The sequence below is a fragment of the Paraburkholderia graminis genome (assembly GCF_003330785.1).
GTDB classification, from domain to species: Bacteria; Pseudomonadota; Gammaproteobacteria; order Burkholderiales; family Burkholderiaceae; genus Paraburkholderia; species Paraburkholderia graminis.
The window spans coordinates 909462-925823 of record NZ_CP024935.1; the positions used below are offsets into that span (position 1 = coordinate 909462).

13 protein-coding genes are annotated in these 16362 nt (G+C 62.2%); 10 read left to right on the plus strand and 3 right to left on the minus strand.

All coding sequences use genetic code 11. From position 1 onward, the window contains the following. Window positions 1–135: 135 nt before the first annotated feature. From CUJ91_RS22340 to CUJ91_RS22370, 7 genes are all read left to right on the plus strand, one after another. The gene (locus CUJ91_RS22340) at window positions 136–522 is read left to right on the plus strand and encodes a response regulator transcription factor (RefSeq protein ID WP_029965773.1); all 387 of its coding nucleotides are present in this window, start codon (window positions 136–138) and stop codon (window positions 520–522) included. Between the two features lie 177 nt (window positions 523–699). Then, window positions 700–1965 (plus strand): efflux RND transporter periplasmic adaptor subunit, encoded by a 1266-nt coding sequence (locus tag CUJ91_RS22345; protein WP_006046778.1) that lies wholly within the window; start codon window positions 700–702, stop codon window positions 1963–1965. A gap of 12 nt (window positions 1966–1977) precedes the next feature. Beyond that, window positions 1978–5223 (plus strand): efflux RND transporter permease subunit, encoded by a 3246-nt coding sequence (locus CUJ91_RS22350; protein WP_006046779.1) that lies wholly within the window; start codon window positions 1978–1980, stop codon window positions 5221–5223. Window position 5224: 1 nt separating this feature from the next. After that, window positions 5225–6700 (plus strand): efflux transporter outer membrane subunit, encoded by a 1476-nt coding sequence (locus tag CUJ91_RS22355; protein ID WP_006046780.1) that lies wholly within the window; start codon window positions 5225–5227, stop codon window positions 6698–6700. After that, a complete protein-coding gene (locus CUJ91_RS22360) occupies window positions 6697–7986 on the plus strand; it encodes a paraquat-inducible protein A (protein WP_053859234.1) in 1290 nt (429 codons plus the stop codon). Before CUJ91_RS22355 ends, CUJ91_RS22360 begins: the two co-directional genes overlap by 4 nt. Then, window positions 7961–9580: a PqiB family protein gene (locus CUJ91_RS22365; protein ID WP_029965767.1), complete on the plus strand. Its 1620-nt coding sequence runs from the start codon at window positions 7961–7963 to the stop codon at window positions 9578–9580. The genes CUJ91_RS22360 and CUJ91_RS22365 overlap by 26 nt, the downstream gene beginning before the upstream one ends. Then, window positions 9577–10194 carry a PqiC family protein gene (locus tag CUJ91_RS22370; protein WP_006046783.1) on the plus strand — a complete coding sequence of 206 codons (618 nt, stop codon included), beginning with the start codon at window positions 9577–9579 and terminating at the stop codon, window positions 10192–10194. The genes CUJ91_RS22365 and CUJ91_RS22370 overlap by 4 nt, the downstream gene beginning before the upstream one ends. A 173-nt stretch (window positions 10195–10367) precedes the next feature. Here CUJ91_RS22370 and CUJ91_RS22375 read toward each other — a convergent pair whose 3' ends face one another. Together CUJ91_RS22375 and CUJ91_RS22380 are read right to left on the minus strand one after the other, a co-directional pair. Beyond that, window positions 10368–11291 (minus strand): DUF2950 domain-containing protein, encoded by a 924-nt coding sequence (locus tag CUJ91_RS22375; protein WP_114157162.1) that lies wholly within the window; start codon window positions 11289–11291, stop codon window positions 10368–10370. 12 nt (window positions 11292–11303) lie between these two features. Continuing rightward, window positions 11304–12719 (minus strand): DUF3300 domain-containing protein, encoded by a 1416-nt coding sequence (locus CUJ91_RS22380; RefSeq protein WP_114157164.1) that lies wholly within the window; start codon window positions 12717–12719, stop codon window positions 11304–11306. Window positions 12720–13079: 360 nt separating this feature from the next. Here CUJ91_RS22380 and CUJ91_RS22385 point away from each other — a divergent pair, with 360 nt between their 5' ends. The 3 genes from CUJ91_RS22385 to CUJ91_RS22395 all read left to right on the plus strand — a co-directional run bounded on the left by CUJ91_RS22385 (window position 13080) and on the right by CUJ91_RS22395 (window position 15459). Continuing rightward, complete coding sequence (locus CUJ91_RS22385; RefSeq protein ID WP_029965760.1) at window positions 13080–14099, plus strand: hypothetical protein; 1020 nt, start codon at window positions 13080–13082, stop codon at window positions 14097–14099. 168 nt (window positions 14100–14267) lie between these two features. Continuing rightward, window positions 14268–14486 carry a DUF2964 family protein gene (locus CUJ91_RS22390; protein WP_006046787.1) on the plus strand — a complete coding sequence of 73 codons (219 nt, stop codon included), beginning with the start codon at window positions 14268–14270 and terminating at the stop codon, window positions 14484–14486. Between the two features lie 139 nt (window positions 14487–14625). Then, on the plus strand, window positions 14626–15459 hold the full coding sequence (locus CUJ91_RS22395; RefSeq protein WP_006046788.1) for a class II glutamine amidotransferase: 834 nt from the start codon (window positions 14626–14628) through the stop codon (window positions 15457–15459). A 38-nt stretch (window positions 15460–15497) separates the two neighbouring features. Here the strand turns inward: CUJ91_RS22395 and CUJ91_RS22400 are convergent, their stop codons facing one another. Then, window positions 15498–15851: a BON domain-containing protein gene (locus CUJ91_RS22400; RefSeq protein WP_114157166.1), complete on the minus strand. Its 354-nt coding sequence runs from the start codon at window positions 15849–15851 to the stop codon at window positions 15498–15500. Between the last annotated feature and the right edge of the window lie 511 nt (window positions 15852–16362).

Here is a 16362-nt window from a genome sequence, read left to right on the forward strand (position 1 = left end):
GTTGCAATTCCTCGCAATCCTTCGCAATCCGTCAGGCACGAGACCAAAGTCCTATTTCCGTCTACGCGCCGGACGGCTACGCTTCTCTACTCAATCGCCTTTTTGCCGCACCGTCTGAAAGGTCCGACACACCATATGGGTAATGCCACACCAACAACGGCCGTGGTCGACGATGAAGAGTCGGTCGGAAGGGCGATCAAGCGCCTGCTGAGGTCGGTTGGCATGGAGGCCGAGGTCTTTACCACAGGGGAACAGTTCCTCGACAGGCTGTCGTCGGTTCCGTCATTCCGTCCTGGCTGCGCGGTTCTCGACGTTCAGATGCCCGGCATCAGCGGGCTCGATGTGCAGCGCCGGCTGGCGGGAAGTCTGATTCGCGTCGTCATCATAACGGCTCACGACGATGCCGCCGTGCGGGAGCAGGTTCTGGCCGCAGGCGCAGTCGGCTATTTGCGCAAACCATTCAACGGTTCGGTCCTGATCCGCACGGTCCAGATGGCGCTGGGCATTCCGCTCACGCCCTGACGCCGCTGTTGCCGCGTCTGCTACGCAGAGGCGCGCGCGCCGCGATATGAGACCAAAGTCCCATTGCCCTGCCTTTGCGCGATGACCAAACTGGAATTCCCGCAGCCGTCAGCCGCGCTGACGCCATCCGGAGAATACGGTGATAAAGACCCCGGACGCATTTAGCCGGAGCATGCGATGAATACTGCCTCCGTTACCTGCTTGCTGCCAGGGCTGCCGGTGCGTCTTTCTCGAGCGCTGACGGGCACGCCCGACGATGCTGGGCCTATCCGGCATTCGCAGTCGACACTGCGGCAGTTGCTGATCCCGTTGCTGATGTCGATGCTGGCTCTTGCGCTGCTCGCGCTCGTCGCGGGCTGCGGCAAGAGCGAGGCATTGCCGCAACCCAGTGCGCCCGAAGTCACTGTGATGACGGTGACGCCGCGCGACACGCCTGTGCAGTTTGAATTCACCGCGCAGACAGAGAGCTCGCGCGAAGTTCAGATACGCGCGCGGGTCGACGGCTTTCTCGATCGGCGCGCGTACGTCGAGGGCTCGCTGGTGAAGACCGGGCAGACCATGTTTCTGATGGACCCGAAGCCGTTCGAGGCCGCGCTGCGTACCGCAAAAGGTCAACTGGCGCAGCAGCAGGCGCGGCACCAGGTGGCAAAGGCCAATCTGGCGCGCGTACAACCGCTGGTGGCGCAGAACGCGTTGAGCAAAAAAGATCTCGACGACGCGGTCGGCGGCGAAGCGCAAGCCGCCGCGGCGGTTATCGCCGCCAAAGGCGAAGTGGACACCGCGAACCTGAACCTCAGCTATACGACGATCAAATCGCCGCTGACCGGCCTGTCGAGCTTCGCGCGGCAACAGGATGGCAGCTACGTCACGGCGACGCAATCGGGATTGCTGACGACCGTCTATCAGTTGGACCCGATGTGGGTCAACTTCAGCATCTCCGAGAATGAAATGCTGAGATACCGCGATCAGATTGCCACCGGACGTCTGCGCTTCCCTCCGAATAACGGCTTCACGGTGTCGCTGGTCCTGGCCGACGGCGGGGTGTATCCGGAGCAAGGCTCGATCGACTTTGCCAATCCTGCTTTCAGCACGGAGACGGGAACCTTCCTCGTGCGGGCCGTGTTCGACAATGCGAAGTCCGTCCTGCGTCCCGGACAATTCGTGCGCGCGCGCGTGGCCGGCGCGATCCGGCCCAACGCGATTCTCGTGCCTCAGCGCGCGGTGCTGCAAGGCTCGAAGAGCCACTTTCTGTGGGTCGTGGACAACGAATCGAAGGGCCATCAGCGGGTCGTCGAAGTCGGTGAATGGCAAGGCGATGACTGGTTCATCACAGACGGACTGAAGGCCGGCGAGCGTGTCGTCGTCGACGGCGCGATCCGCGTGACGGCCGGCGTGCCGCTAAAAATCGTCCAGCGGCCGACAAGCGCCGGCGGCACGCAATAAAGGACGGCAACGATGAGTATTTCCCACTACTGCATCGACCGGCCGATCTTCGCGTCCGTGATCTCCATCGTCATCACGCTGGGCGGCGCGTTGACGATGTTCTCATTGCCCGTCGCCCAGTATCCGGATATCACGCCGCCGCAGATCACGATCTCCGCCACCTATCCGGGAGCGAGCGCCGATGTTGTCGCCAACAATGTGGCCGCACCGATCGAGCAGCAGGTGAACGGCGCGGACAACATGATTTACATGAACTCGTCGAGTTCGTCGACCGGCAATCTGACCATTAACGCGTTCTTCGAAATCGGCACCAATCCGCAACTCGCGCAGGTCGACGTACAGAACCGCGTGAACCTGGCACTGCCGCAACTGCCGCAGTCGGTTCAGGCGCAGGGCGTCCAGGTGCAGAAGAAGTCGTCGGCATTCATGATGGTCATCGCCATCTATTCGCCGGATCAGCGCTTTAACAGCACGTATATCGCGAACTACGCGAACATCTATGTGCTCGATGCACTGAAGCGCATTCCCGGCGCCAACCAGTCGAGCATCTTCGGTACGCCTGACTACGCGATGCGAGTGTGGCTAAAGCCCGACCGCATGGCGCAGCTCGCGATCACGGCGACCGATGTGCAAACCGCGGTGCAGAACCAGAACCAGCAGTTCGCGGTCGGCCGCATCGGGCAGTCGCCTACGGGATCGCCCGTCGAACAGTCTTTCGCGGTGACGACAAGCGGCCGTCTCGCCGAGCCGGCGCAGTTCGAAAACATCATCCTGCGCGCGGCCAGCGAAGGTTCGGCGATCGTGCGGCTGAAGGACGTAGGCAGGGCCGAACTCGGGCAAAAAGACTATTCGATCCGCAGCCGTTTCCAGGGCAAGCCCGCCACGATCATCGCGGTTTATCAGCAACCCGGCGCAAACGCGCTCGATGTGTCGAAGCAGGTGCGTGCGAGTCTTGCGGAACTCAGCAAGTCGTTCCCGGAGGGCATCAAATACGACATCGCGATGGATACAACGGAGTTCACGCGAGCGTCCATCTCCGACGTGATCCACACGTTTTTCGAAGCGCTGGTGCTGGTCGTGATCGTCGTGTACATCTTCCTGCAAAGTCTTCGCGCGACGCTCATCCCGGTGCTGGCAGTGCCGATTTCGATTGTCGGGACGTGCATGGGCATGGCGCTGCTGGGTTTCTCGATCAACATGCTGACGCTCTTCGGGATGGTGCTCGCGATTGGCATCGTGGTTGACGACGCGATCGTGGTGATCGAGAACGTCGAGCGCAACATGACGGTCCACAAGCTTCCTCCGAAAGAAGCTGCCAAGGCGGCGATGGACGAGGTCGCGGGACCGGTCATCGCGATCGTGCTCGTGCTGTGCGCGGTGTTCGTGCCAGTGGCGTTCGTGAGCGGAATCACCGGTCAGTTATACAAGCAGTTCGCTATCACGATTGCGATCTCGGTGGTCATCTCCGGTCTCGTGGCACTGACCTTGTCGCCGGCGCTGGCCGCGGTGCTGCTCAAGAGCACGCACAAGGAGAAGAAGGGTTTTTTTCGCTGGTTCGAGAATGCATTCGCGCGAATGACAAGCGGCTACTCGCGCGCGATCCAGTTCATCATCAAGCGTTTCGTACTAGGCTTGCTGATCTTTGTGGGGATGATCGCGCTGACCGTGGTGATCGTTAAAGCGATTCCGGGTGCGTTCCTGCCGCCCGAGGACCAGGGCTATCTGCTCGGCGCGGTCCAGTTGCCCGATGCCGCGAGCCTGGATCGCACGGCCTCCGTATCCGACCAGGTTACCGAGTACTTCATGAAGCAGGAGGCGGTCGGCAGCATCACCACGGTCGACGGTTACAGCTTGCTGGATGTGCAGAACAAGAATAACGCCAGCACCTTTTTCGTCGGCCTGAAGGGTTTCGACGAGCGCTACACGCGCGCGAACCGCAGCACGCAAAACGCAAAAGCGGTGCTGACGGACGCTTACCGGACCTTGTCGAAAGTGACGGCCGGGCTCGTCATTCCGGTCAATCCGCCATCCATTCCAGGCCTCGGCACAACGGGCGGAACCGAAGTCTGGATACAGAGCAAGGGCGACGCGACGATTGATCAGCTCGCCGGCGTCGTTCAGCAATTCATCGAGCAGGCGCGCAAGCGCCCCGAACTTTCGCGCGTGACGACGACGTTCAACGCTTCGTCGCAGCAGTTGCTGGTCGAGGTGGACCGTGAGAGGGCGCAGACGCTCGGCGTGCCGATTGAAGACATTTACAGCTCCATGCAGACGATGTTCGGCTCCCTCTATGTCTCGCAATTCAACCGCTCCAGCCGGCTGTGGCAGGTCATCTTGCAGGCTGATCCGGTATACCGCCTCAGGCCTCAGGACCTGGATCAAATCTTCGTGCGCGGCAAGAGCGGATCGATGATTCCTTTGAGGGCGGTCGCGACTTACCGATACGTCACGGGTCCGGATCTGCTGACCCGTTTCAACAATTTCCCAGCGGTTCTGGTCACGGCGAATGCGGCACCCGGCTACAGCTCGGGCCAGGTGATCAGCACGCTGGAAGAACTCGCCGCGCAGATGCCCGCCGGCTACGGCGTAGCGTGGAGCGGTGAGGCTTATGAAGCACGCAAGTCCGGCGGGACCTCCGGCGCGGTGTTCATCTTCGGCCTGATCATGGTGTTCCTGATCCTCGCCGCCCAGTACGAAAAGTGGTCGCTGCCGGTCGGCGTGCTGATGGCGGTTCCGTTTGCGCTGTTCGGGGCATTCCTCGCGATCATGATGCGCGGCCTCGAAAACGACATCTATTTCCAGATCGGTCTCACCATGCTGGTCGCGCTCGCGGCGAAGAATGCGATTCTCATCTTCGAGTTCGCGGTGATCAACCGGGAGGCGGGCGCGTCGGTCCTGGATGCGACCGTGCGCGCGTCCGAAGAGCGGCTGCGCCCGATCGTCATGACCTCGCTCGCGTTCATTCTCGGCTGCGTTCCGCTCGCCATCGCGGTGGGCGCGTCGGCGAACAGCCGGCATTCGATCGGCACCGGCGTGATCGGCGGAATGCTGGGCGCAACCGTCATCGCTGTGTTCTTCATCCCAATGTTCTATTACGTGCTCGAATCGTGGTCGTCACGCAAGAGCGGACCGAAGACCAAGCCGGGGGCGGACGCCGGCACCCCGGTGCCCGTAACGCCTGTGGTGCCCGTGGTGCCCGCTGCGGGCGGTCCCGGTGCGCCCAACGCCACGCCTTCAGCCAGGCACGAGGACGACTGACATGCGTGGACCGGCATTCGAGCGCCTGCTCGCGGTTCTTGTGCTGACCAGCCTCTACGGCTGTCTGCTCGGGCCGAACTACGAGCGGCCAAAAACCGAGGTGCCGGCCACGTTCCGCTTCAGCATGGAACAAACCGCCGAGACCGCGAACACCGTCTGGTGGGAGCAGTTTCAGGACCCCGTTCTGAACGAACTGATCGCCGCGGCGCTCGCCGATAACCTGGACGTCAAGATCGCCGCTGCGCGCGTCGAAGAATTTCGCGGTCAGTTCGTGACGACTCGCTCCGGGCTCTTTCCGCAAGTGGGAGCCAACTTCGATGCGTCGCGCCAGCGCGCGTCGCAGAGCGGCGCGGTGCCGCTGCCGGCCGGTGTCGGCGCCGTCTATAACCAGGTCGATGCGAGCGTGTCGGCGTCGTGGGAAATCGATCTGTTCGGCAAAATCAGGCGTCAAAGCGAAGCCGCGCGCGCGAATCTGCTCGCGAGCGAAGAGGGCCGCCGCGGGACGATTCTTTCTCTCGTGGCTTCCGTCGCTTCGTCCTACATCAATCTGCGCAGCCTCGACAAACAGTTGGACATTGCCAAAGCGACCGTGCAGAGCCGCGCCGACTCGGTCAACGTATTCACGTTGCGCTTCAAGGGCGGCGAGGTATCGCAACTGGAACTGGCGCAGAGCCAGTCCGAATATCAGGCGGCCCGCGCGACGCTTCCGCAACTCGAGGCGCAGATTGCGGTGCAGGAGGATGCGCTCGCCGTGCTGCTGGGACGCAATCCCGAACCGATCGTGCGCGGCCACGATCTCGATGCGCTGGCCGCGCCGACAATCCCGTCCGGTCTGCCGTCCGATCTGCTCGAACGCCGCCCCGATCTGCTGCAGGCCGAGCAGAATCTGGTCGCACAAAATGCGCTGATCGGCGCGGCGCGTGCGCTGTATTTCCCGTCGATTTCGCTGACCGGGCTGTTCGGCTCGCTCAGCACCGACTTCGCCAGCCTGTTTTCCGGACCCGCGCGCATATGGTCGTTCGCCGGTGCGGTGTCGTTGCCGATCTTCACGGCCGGCAATATCGAAGGGCAAGTGCATCAGGCGGAGGCACGGCAACAGGAAGCACTTTTCGCCTACCGAAAGGCGATTCAGGTCGCGTTCCAGGAAGTCTCGGATGCGCTCATCAACCTGCAAAAGTCGGGCGAACAACTGAGCGTGCAGGGCGATCAGGTGAACGCGCTCGCCATGTACGCACACCTCGCGCGGCTGCGCTACGAAGGCGGATATACGAGTTACATCGAGGTGCTCGACGCAGAGCGGAGTCTCTTCAACGCGCAGTTGAGCTACACGCAGACGCAAGGCGTCCAGTTGACGTCGTTCGTGAATCTGTACAAGGCAATGGGCGGCGGCTGGGTTATCAAGGCGCAGGAACTGACGCAGCCGCCCGCCGTCCAGCAGCCGATAGCGGGCGTGCCGGCAGCCGAGGCCCAACGATGACGCGCGCCACTCTTCTCGCCTGTCACGAATGCGACCTGCTGCAACGGGATGCAGGTGTTCCCGAAGGCGGCGTGCTCCGGTGCCGGCGCTGTCATGGCGAGCTTTACCGCAATCGGGCTGACTGGCTGGGCCGCGCGTTCGCGCTCTCGTTAGGCGCGACCGTTTTGCTCGTGATCGCCAACTCGTTTCCGATCGTGGGGCTTTCGGTGAACGGCACGCTGGTCAACACCACGCTGATCGGCTCGGTCCGCGTGCTGTACAGGGACGGAATGTGGCCGATCGCCGGGCTCGTTTTCGCCACCACCATTCTCACGCCCATCCTGCACATTGCTACGGTGCTGTGGTTGCTCGTGCCGTTGCGTTTGAATCGTGTGCCGTGGGCCGCCGGCGTTGTGTTCCGGCTGTCCCGTCTGGTTCAGCCGTGGGGCATGATCGAGGTGCTGATCCTTGGACTGCTGGTCGCGCTCGTCAAGCTTTCCCACATTGCCAGCGTCGTTCCGGGCATCGGCCTGTGGTCGTTCGGCGCGCTCACGCTGACGCTCGCCGCGGTGGGCGCGGCCTTCGATCCACGCAGCCTGTGGCTGCGCATCGGTGCGCTGGAGCAGGGCGGCAGCAACGCGTCCGGCGAGCGTTCCGTGCTGCGCGGCTGGCTGAGCGCGGCCGAGTGCGGGCTGGTGCAATGTCACGACTGCGGCCTGCTTGCGAGGGCGCCCGCCCATGCGCACGAGCTGTCGTGTCCGCGCTGCGGAGCCTCGGTGCATCGTCGCAAGCAGGACAGCCTCGCGCGCACCTGGGCGTTTCTATTCGCTGCAATGGTGCTGTACGTTCCCGCCAACGTGCTGCCGGTCATGTACACGAGTTCGCTTTTCGGGGCCGCGAAAGACACCATCATGAGCGGCGTCGTTTATCTCTGGACATCGGGCTCGTGGTTGCTCGCGCTCGTGGTGTTCATCGCGAGCATCGCGGTGCCGATGCTGAAGATACTGGCGATCGCATTTCTCTCACTCTCGATACAGTTTCATTCGCGCTGGAATCCCGAACAGCGCGCGCGCATCTATCGGGTGGTCGAACTGGTCGGACGGTGGTCGATGCTCGATATCTACGTCATCACCATGCTGGTCGCTCTTGTCCAGTTCAAGGCGCTGGCCACGATCCAGGCAGGACCGGCCGCCGTCGCGTTCGGCGCGGTCGTCGTACTGACCATGTTCGCCGCCATGTCGTTAGACCCGCGTCTGATCTGGGACGAGGCCACGCAAGATCATGCCGGAATCCGGAAACACACCTGAGCTGCCGGATCTTCCGGAGGCCGTGGCTGCGCCGCGCGCACGCTGGCGGCTGCAAGTCGTATGGCTCGTGCCGATCGTCGCCGTGCTGATCGGCGGATGGCTGGCCGTGAAGGCGGTTCTCGACGAGGGGCCGAAGATTGCCATCACATTCATCACTGGCGAAGGACTGGAGGCGGGCAAGACCAGGATCAAATACCGCGATGTCGATATCGGCGTCGTCAAGGAAGTCAGTTTGTCGAGAGACCACAAGCATGTGATCGCGACCGCCGAGGTCGTGAAGGACGCGTCCGATCTGCTCGTCGACGACACGCGTTTCTGGGTCGTGCGCCCGCGCATTTCCGGCGGCACGGTATCGGGCCTTGGGACGCTGCTCTCCGGTTCGTTCGTCGGAATGGATGCGGGAGGTTCGCCCAAGGCGCGCCAGCAATTCACCGGGCTCGAGACGCCGCCCGTCATCGCAAGCGATATTCCAGGGCGCGCTTTCGTGCTCAAAAGCAAGGACATGGGCTCGGTGGATGCCGGCACGCCAATCTTTTACCGCAGGTTGCAGGTGGGACAGATCACCTCCTTCGCTCTCGATCCGGATGGCAGAAGCGTGACCTTGCACGTGTTCGTCAATGCACCGTACGACAAGTTCGTGAGACCCGATACGCGCTTCTGGCATGCGAGCGGCGTGGACATTGCATTGGACACCAACGGCGTGAAGATCAACACGCAATCGCTCGTGTCGATCCTGGTGGGCGGCGTCGCTTTCGACACGCTCGAGCATTCGCTTAACGAGCCGCCGGCCGCGGCCGGCGCATCGTTCACGCTGTTCGAGAACCTCGGCGAAGCCATGAAGCGGCAAGACCGCATTGTCACCCGGTTCGTCGCCGAGTTCGACGACTCGGTGCGTGGATTGACGGTCGGCGCGCCGCTCGATTTTCGCGGCATCACGATCGGCGAGGTGAGCGGCATCTATACCCGGTTCGACCGCGAGGCGAGAAAGCTCAGTATCGTGGTGGAGGTCGCCTTCTATCCCGAACGCTTCACGAACCGTTATGAGAGTGGACCGACGGGCGGGCCAGTGGTGAAGAACACGCGCGATTTCGCCGATTACCTCGTTTCCAAGGGCCTGCGCCTGCAATTGAGAACCGGCAATCTGCTGACCGGGCAGCGCTACCTCGCAGTGGACTTCTTCCCCGATGCCCCGAAGAGCAAAATAGACTGGAACAAAAATCCACCTCAATACCCGACCGTTCCCAACACGCTGCAGTCGCTTCAGGATTCCATGTCGCGGCTCGTGGCGAAACTGAACACCATTCCGTTCGAAGCAATCGGCAAGAACGCGCAAGCAACCCTGCAAAGCGCGAATTCGCTGCTTACGCATGTCGACAAGGACGTGGTTCCGTCAGCGAGAGACGCGTTGACCGCAGCCCAGGGAACCATGACTTCCGCGAACGGCGCGCTGCAGCCGGACTCGGCGCTGCAGCAGAATGTCGGCGACGCGATGAACCAGCTCGCGCAAACGGCGGCCGCCGTGCGCACGCTCGCGGATTACCTCGAGCGCCACCCCGAGGCGCTGGTGCGCGGCAAGCGGGAGGATCAGCCATGAGACGCGGGCCTTTGTTTATCGTCGCGATGTTAGCCGCACTAATCGTGCTGCCGGTGCTCGCAGGCTCGCTGCTCGGCGCGTGCGGCAGGTCGGCTACGGCGAGCTTCTACACGCTCGGCCCTGACCGCACGCTCGGGCCGCTTACGCCGGCCACGCCGGTGAACGTGGTGGTGAGTCCGGTCACCGTGCCGGACATACTGGACAGGCCGCAGATCGTGACGCGCCTCGGTAGTAACCAGGTGACGCTCGACGAGTTTGCCCGCTGGGGGCAGCCGCTCAAGGGCGGCATCGCGCGTGCGGTCGCCGGCAACCTGGCGACGCTGCTTGGATCTCAACGGGCGTCGATCTTCGATACCGGTCTGGATGCAACGCGTACATGGCGCGTGCGGGTGGACGTGATGCGTTTCGATGCGATGCTGGGCGAATCGGTCACGATCGAGGCGCTGTGGACTGTGCTGCCCCCGGGCAAAGCCGTGCCCCTTGCCGGAAAGTCGCTTGTGCGTGAGGAGATGAGCACGCCGGGTTACGAGGCTCTGGTGTCGGCCAGCGACCGGGCGCTCGGCGGCGTGAGCCGCGAGATTGCTGCGGCCATTCAGACGAGCGCGCCTCAATAGGAAATGCGTCGGCCTGGTGTGCTGTGCATTCACGAGCGTTGCGGCGAACAGAAGCCGGCAATGCGTCGCCAGGCTGTGCGGCGGCTGCGCCAGTCACGCGACGTATCGCGCAATTTGCTCGACAGAGCGGGGCCTGACGATTGTGGCGGCCGAACGCCAGGTCCGGCTGATTATCAACGCTGTGGCTGCACTTCTGCCCAGCCGGGTCCGGGATCGAACGACGTCATCGCCTTCGCTTTGGCCGCGCTGTCCGGACCCAGGTCACGCTCGTAGACCTGGCCCGCGTGACTGACCATGAAGCTTTTGATACCCGTGTCGCCGTATCGCACGGGCCACGCGATGACAGCAAAGCCGCCATAGAGCTTGCCATGTGCGAGATAGTCGTAAGCACCGCCTGGTGCGTGCGGTCCTTGCGAGGTCAGCAGCCTGTATTGGTAGCCGTGATAACCGGCATCCGCTGACTGACGTGCGCGCGCCTGAATGAACGCGGGTCCCAACGGGCTGGCCGGCGTGTTTGCCTGCGTCGGCCAGTAGAGGCCGTCCTGTCTTCCGGGCGAACTCGCGAGCTTCGACGCATAGGAAAGCAGGCCGTCGCCATCGTGGTCCGTGAGCGCGTAGTCATGCTGAGCGTCATAGATAGCAAGCATCGTCTGGATGACGGCAAGTTCGTTGCGGCCGATCCGGCGTTCCCGCATTTCTTCGGCGCCCGCCTTCATGTCGAACTGCCATCCTGTTGTCCGCTTCACGAGTGGGATGGGAAAGGTCCAGTTGTCGGTGCCGACCGCAATGCGCGCGTGTCGATCGTCGATCTGCTGCACTGTATGCGACTGAGCCCATTCATCGAGAAAGCGGCTGCGGATCTCGGCGCCGACGGGTGGAATGAGCGTGCGGAAGTTCTGACCCAGAATGGATTGCAGTGCCGTCTCTTCGTTGCGGCTGACCGCTTCGCCCAATGCGTTCATCGCGGCATCGGGAGAACGGAAGTCTTGCTCCGCATGCGCCGAGGGCAATCCGCCCAGAGCCATTGCACATGCAAACGTGAAGATGCGCAACGCGCTGTTTGCGGTGAGCCGCCGGCTTCGTGACATCGATGACATGTTGTGGTCTCCCTAACGTCTTCCACCGCGTCCACCGCCCGCGCGCATGCCACCTCCGCCTCCGCCTCCGCCGCTCGGGCGGCTGAAGTTCGAGCTTTGCATGCTGGAACGCCCGCGATCGGCGCTGCGCTGAGTTGCGCCGCCCGCGCCTACGCCCTGGAAGGCATTGTCGCGCCCTCCGCCGGCAGCACCGCCTGCGCTGCCTGCGCCTACGCCGCCGCCTGTGCCGCCTGCGCGGTCGCTGGCGCGGGACACTTCGCCGGTACTCGGGCGGTTCGAGACGCCGCCGCGATCGCCTGCGTTCGACCTGTCCGCTGTTCCTCCGCGATTGCCTGCATTCGACCTGTCGGCTACCGAATCACGATTACCCGCATTCGATCTGTCCGCTGCCGAATCACGATTACCCGCGTTCGTGCGGTCGCCGGTTCGGCCTCGATCGCCTGCGTTCGCACGGTCGGCAGTATTGGCACGTGCGCCGTTGCCGGAGTCGCGGCCGCGAAAGTCGTTACGCCCCTCGGCCCCACCGACGTTGCGCGAATACTTGTCGCGAGTGGCATTGTCGCGATACGCGACGCCCTGGCGATGGCTGCCGTCGTGCTGCCAGCGTCCGCCGCCCTGGACCTTGGTGCGATCGAAGTTGCGGTCGATGTTGGCGGCCTTGTTGACGTTGATGTTGACGTCGCCGCCTCCCCAGTTGCAATTTCCGAAGATCGCACCCGCGGCCGCCAGCCCGACGCCCCATGCGAAGCCGGTCATCAGCGCGCCGCCCGGGTAGTAGGCTGGGTAGGGCGGCCAGTAGGTCGGCGGATAAGTCGGGTAGCTCCACGAGCCGTAGACGACAGTCGGGTTATACGCGGGTACGTAAATGACCTGTGGGTTCGAAGGCTCGATTTTGACGATGGTTTGCCCACCGGCGGGCGCCTGCTCCACCACGACGTTCTGCTGTTCGTTCGACTTCAGGTTGCCCGATTCCTTGGCGCGGGCGCGGAGTCTCTGAACGGCATCGAGTACGTCTTTCTGCTGCGCCAGGAATGCGTCGCCGAGTTTCTGCGTCCAGTCGAGCTTGTCGTTCATCGGCTCGAGAATTTGCGGGAAGGCAACCATCGATTTAACGCTGACATCCCACGGCTGATTCTCGACGGCTTTCACGGCGGCGTCGCCCTTGACTTTCGGATTGGATTTGACCCAGCGCGCCGCGTGCACGATCTCGAGCGGATACGTGGAGGCCATGAGCACCTGCGACAGCACCGAGTCCGGATAGAGAGCGATCGGCGCGACCAGCGCCTCTATTTCTTCGGGCTTGAAGGGCGGCGTTGGCGGTGCAGCGTCGTTTTGCGCATGCGCGATACCTGTCGTCATGGCGACGGTCAGGGCGACCAGTGACCACCGGCATAGCGCCGTGCTCCATCGTTGATTCCACAGGAACATGGCCGCTCCTTCGGGATGGTAAGAAGGTGTCCGAAATAATCGGGCCGGTTGTGAACGACGGTGAATTGCAGATACTATGCTGAACACGAAATAGTGCTTAATACAATCTTAGAACATCCCCGGGATGTTGGAACCTTAATGCCGACATCATTTGCCGATTTCATGCGGCAGATCGCGAAGTTTTATTCACCACGAGCCGCTACGCTTCGTTAATCGATGCGGCGCTCGGGGCAATTGCGAGAGCGTGACACGGTCGCCGTTCATTCATTGAATGGCTTCACGGGCGATTGGCGGATTTTTCATGACGATGTCTGAAATGTACCGCCGGCCCGAGAGGTGCCGATACGAACTGGAGTGCGTATGCGCAGCACAGCCATGAAGTCGGCTTCAAACCAGTTGCGCGCGCGGCGCAGCAGTGCGAACAGTAGGGCGATAACGTGCGCGGGTATCGTCCTGATTGTGATCTCCTTGCAGTCCCGCGCGCAGGTCGCGCCGGATGCGCTGTCGAGCCGCGCCGTTGTAGGCGGTAACGTGAAACGGCACGCAGATGCGGTACTCGCCGTCATGAGCTACACGACAGTACCCGATGTGACCACCAGTTCGCTTTCGATCAATAGCGGCACCACTGGCAATCCCGGATTCGGCCAGACACAACTGGGCGGTGGCTTCACGCTCAGCAAGTCATTTCCTTTGTATCTGGAAGGCACGCTGGCGTATAGCCGCTACGATCCGACATTCGTCGCCACGGATGGCGCGCAACAGCGGCCGCTGCCGACGCGCTGGAACACGTTCAGCACGACGGCGGGCATCGGGTGGGACTTCCACATCACAGACGAGCTGGTTTTTCGGCCGATACTGAACGGCACCATCGGGCGCGTTTCGAGCGATCTGAGGGTAGGGCAGACGGTTATCAATCGCGTCACGGACAGCAATCTGCAGTTTCTCGACAACGGCTCACTCGACGCATACGGCTATGGTGGCTCGCTCATGCTCGATTACGAGCACTATCGGGAGAACTATGAAATCGACGTCGAACTTCGTGCGACGGATATCTATCTTCGCAGCTTCGGTGGCTCGTCCGAGGCGGTGCAGGGTTCGGCGACCGCGCAGCAGTTCAGCCTGTGGGCCCGCTGGCGCGCGCCTACCGGTTGGCACGCGCTGGACCGGCCCGTGCGCTACGTGCTCGAAACTGCCTATTCGCACTATTTCGGGGACAGCGCGGGCGTGCTCGGATTCAACGACCTGACGTCATTGGGTGTGGGACTTGAACTCGATAGCAGCAGGTATCCCGTTGTCATTACCCGCACACGGTTGATCGCAAGGTATGTTTTCGGGCACAACGTGCACGGCGTTTCGATCGGCTTCGCTGTGAGTTTTTAACGTAGCGGGCGGTGGGAAGAATGCGGCTCATGTCTTCCTCCCGCCGCTGCACGGGCCCTCGCGTTGAACGGCGCTGGTTTTCTTCGGCACGTATACGACCAGTTCTGGAAAACATGGCTCCGCCGCACTAATATGTTTAGAGAACCAGCGCTGATTGCCGAGGTCGTGATGAAAAAATCGGAAAGACGGGTTGCGATCGCATTGGTCGGCGTCGCTATCTGGCTGGCTGGTCTCTATGCGACCATCACTGGCTTGCTGTACGACCGCCAACCCGAATTCCGCTATGGCGTACTCGCGGTTTTTCTGGGTATCGCGATCGCGGTGATTGCGCTCAACCTGATATCCGTTCCAGGCCTCTCCAGCAAAAAGAAGCCGGTCTCACGATAGCACTGTGCGTGCTGCGGACCAGCTTCTCACCCGAGTGGCGCGGGCGGTGTGTTCTTTCCCTTCTTGATGACGTTCTGGATACGCTTCCGCTGCAACTGGCTGGCGGAATTAGCGCGTATCCGATACATGGAGACATCTCATGTGCCGCTGGCTCGCTTATTCCGGCAATCCCCTTCAGCTTGAAACGGTGCTTTTCAACGCGAAGCATTCGCTGATCGATCAAAGCCTTCATTCGCGTCTCGGCCACACGACCACCAATGGCGACGGTTTCGGGATCGGCTGGTACGGCCATCCGACCGACATTCCGTTTCGCTACCGCTGCATTCAGCCGGCATGGAGCGACCGCAACCTGCGCGAAGCGGCGCGGGCAATCCACGCGCCGATGTTCATGGCGCACATCCGGGCCGCGACCGACACGCCGTCACAGGAGACCAACTGTCATCCGTTTCGTCATGGCCGCTGGCTGTTCGCGCACAACGGAGTAGTGCGCAAGTATCCTGCCGTGCGCCGCGACCTGATGGTCGCGATTGCGCCCGAACTGTTCGCTTCTATCGAGGGCTCGACCGACTCGGAAGTGCTGTTCTTCCTCGCGCTAACCTTTGGTCTGGAACTCGCGCCTGTCACTGCGCTCGAGAGGATGGTCGCGTTCGTCGAAGAAACGGGCCGCCGCCACGGCGTTGAAGAGCCGCTGAACATGACCGTCTGTGCAACCGACGGCGAGCAGATTATCGCTGTGCGTTATTCGAGCGAACGGCAGTCCCGCACGCTGTTTCACAATACGTCGTTCCGTCAAATGCACGAGTTGTATCCCGACGATCCGCGCATTGCGATGGCCGGGCAGGACGCGTTTCTGGTCGTGTCGGAGCCGCTCGCCGATTTGCCGGGCTGGTGGCAGGAGATTCCGGAGAGCACGGCGGTGGTTGCGCGCGGCGGCGAGGTCGAGCGGTTTGCATTCGAGCCGCGAGCGGCTTGAGGATCGTCGCAAGCGCCGCGCTTGTCCGCGGCGAAGCGTTAATACCCTTTCGTGTAAAGCGAGAGATGGTTGCTCACCGACGTTACACCCGGCACGCTCATCGCCACCTCTGCTGCCTGCTCGATCTGAGGACCGTCCGGCACGCTTCCGGATAATGTCACGACACCGCCACGCGCCTTGACGAATACGTTCGATACGTTGAAGTTGGGCGCTCTGGACAACGCCTTGCGAACGTCGCGGGCCAGCTTCTTGTCCGCCTGCGTGGCACTGCCTGAACCTGCGCCGGGACTCGACGCCACCGGCATGGCGTTGGCGGTTTGCGCATGGACGTTTGGCATTAACGCGACACATCCCGCGAAGACAAAACAACTCACGGCGCGCGGTGTTTTCATGATTGCCTCTCCTGTTGATTCCGACGTTCGTGAATCAAAGATAGCCAACGTTGCGCGCCGATCAAATGTCATTCTGCAAATAACTACGCAGCTTGAAAGGCGCCACGCGGCCCAGTTTTTAAACCCGCCCCGCGAAGTGTAGGACCAAGGTCCTATTGGCCTGGTATATCGGCTGGTTAAGCTTGTAAAGAGCGAGCGGATGGACCGATGAGCTGCCAAGTACTCACAGGTGCCATGCGAGCCTGCAATGATATCGAACTGGAGTGGCCGTGGAATTTGTCCTGTTACTCGCAATCTTTCTGACATCGAGTGGCTTTCTTATAGCGGCTCCGCGTACACCGGAACCGCCTGCCGCCGTCGCTGCCGTGACGCCGTCTGCCGTTGGCTCTATCGCGGCTAGCGAGGTCGCGTTGCCACCACCCTCTGAATCCGCCGCGACGGTAACCGTATCCAGTGCCCATGCTCTGGAGCCGGCCCGTCAGCAGTAACTCGAGGACCACCGCGGCGTTGA

Excerpts from the sequence above, each read along its gene's own strand:
- CUJ91_RS22350 (WP_006046779.1), top strand. The coding sequence starts at position 1,978 with ATGAGTATTTCCCACTACTGCATCGACCGGCCGATCTTCGCGTCCGTG.
- CUJ91_RS22345 (WP_006046778.1), top strand. The coding sequence starts at position 700 with ATGAATACTGCCTCCGTTACCTGCTTGCTGCCAGGGCTGCCGGTGCGT.
- CUJ91_RS22395 (WP_006046788.1), top strand. The coding sequence starts at position 14,626 with ATGTGCCGCTGGCTCGCTTATTCCGGCAATCCCCTTCAGCTTGAAACG.
- CUJ91_RS22385 (WP_029965760.1), top strand. The coding sequence starts at position 13,080 with ATGCGCAGCACAGCCATGAAGTCGGCTTCAAACCAGTTGCGCGCGCGG.
- CUJ91_RS22340 (WP_029965773.1), top strand. The coding sequence starts at position 136 with ATGGGTAATGCCACACCAACAACGGCCGTGGTCGACGATGAAGAGTCG.
- CUJ91_RS22390 (WP_006046787.1), top strand. The coding sequence starts at position 14,268 with ATGAAAAAATCGGAAAGACGGGTTGCGATCGCATTGGTCGGCGTCGCT.
- CUJ91_RS22400 (WP_114157166.1), bottom strand. The coding sequence starts at position 15,851 with ATGAAAACACCGCGCGCCGTGAGTTGTTTTGTCTTCGCGGGATGTGTC.
- CUJ91_RS22375 (WP_114157162.1), bottom strand. The coding sequence starts at position 11,291 with ATGTCATCGATGTCACGAAGCCGGCGGCTCACCGCAAACAGCGCGTTG.
- CUJ91_RS22355 (WP_006046780.1), top strand. The coding sequence starts at position 5,225 with ATGCGTGGACCGGCATTCGAGCGCCTGCTCGCGGTTCTTGTGCTGACC.
- CUJ91_RS22370 (WP_006046783.1), top strand. The coding sequence starts at position 9,577 with ATGAGACGCGGGCCTTTGTTTATCGTCGCGATGTTAGCCGCACTAATC.
- CUJ91_RS22365 (WP_029965767.1), top strand. The coding sequence starts at position 7,961 with ATGCCGGAATCCGGAAACACACCTGAGCTGCCGGATCTTCCGGAGGCC.
- CUJ91_RS22360 (WP_053859234.1), top strand. The coding sequence starts at position 6,697 with ATGACGCGCGCCACTCTTCTCGCCTGTCACGAATGCGACCTGCTGCAA.
- CUJ91_RS22380 (WP_114157164.1), bottom strand. The coding sequence starts at position 12,719 with ATGTTCCTGTGGAATCAACGATGGAGCACGGCGCTATGCCGGTGGTCA.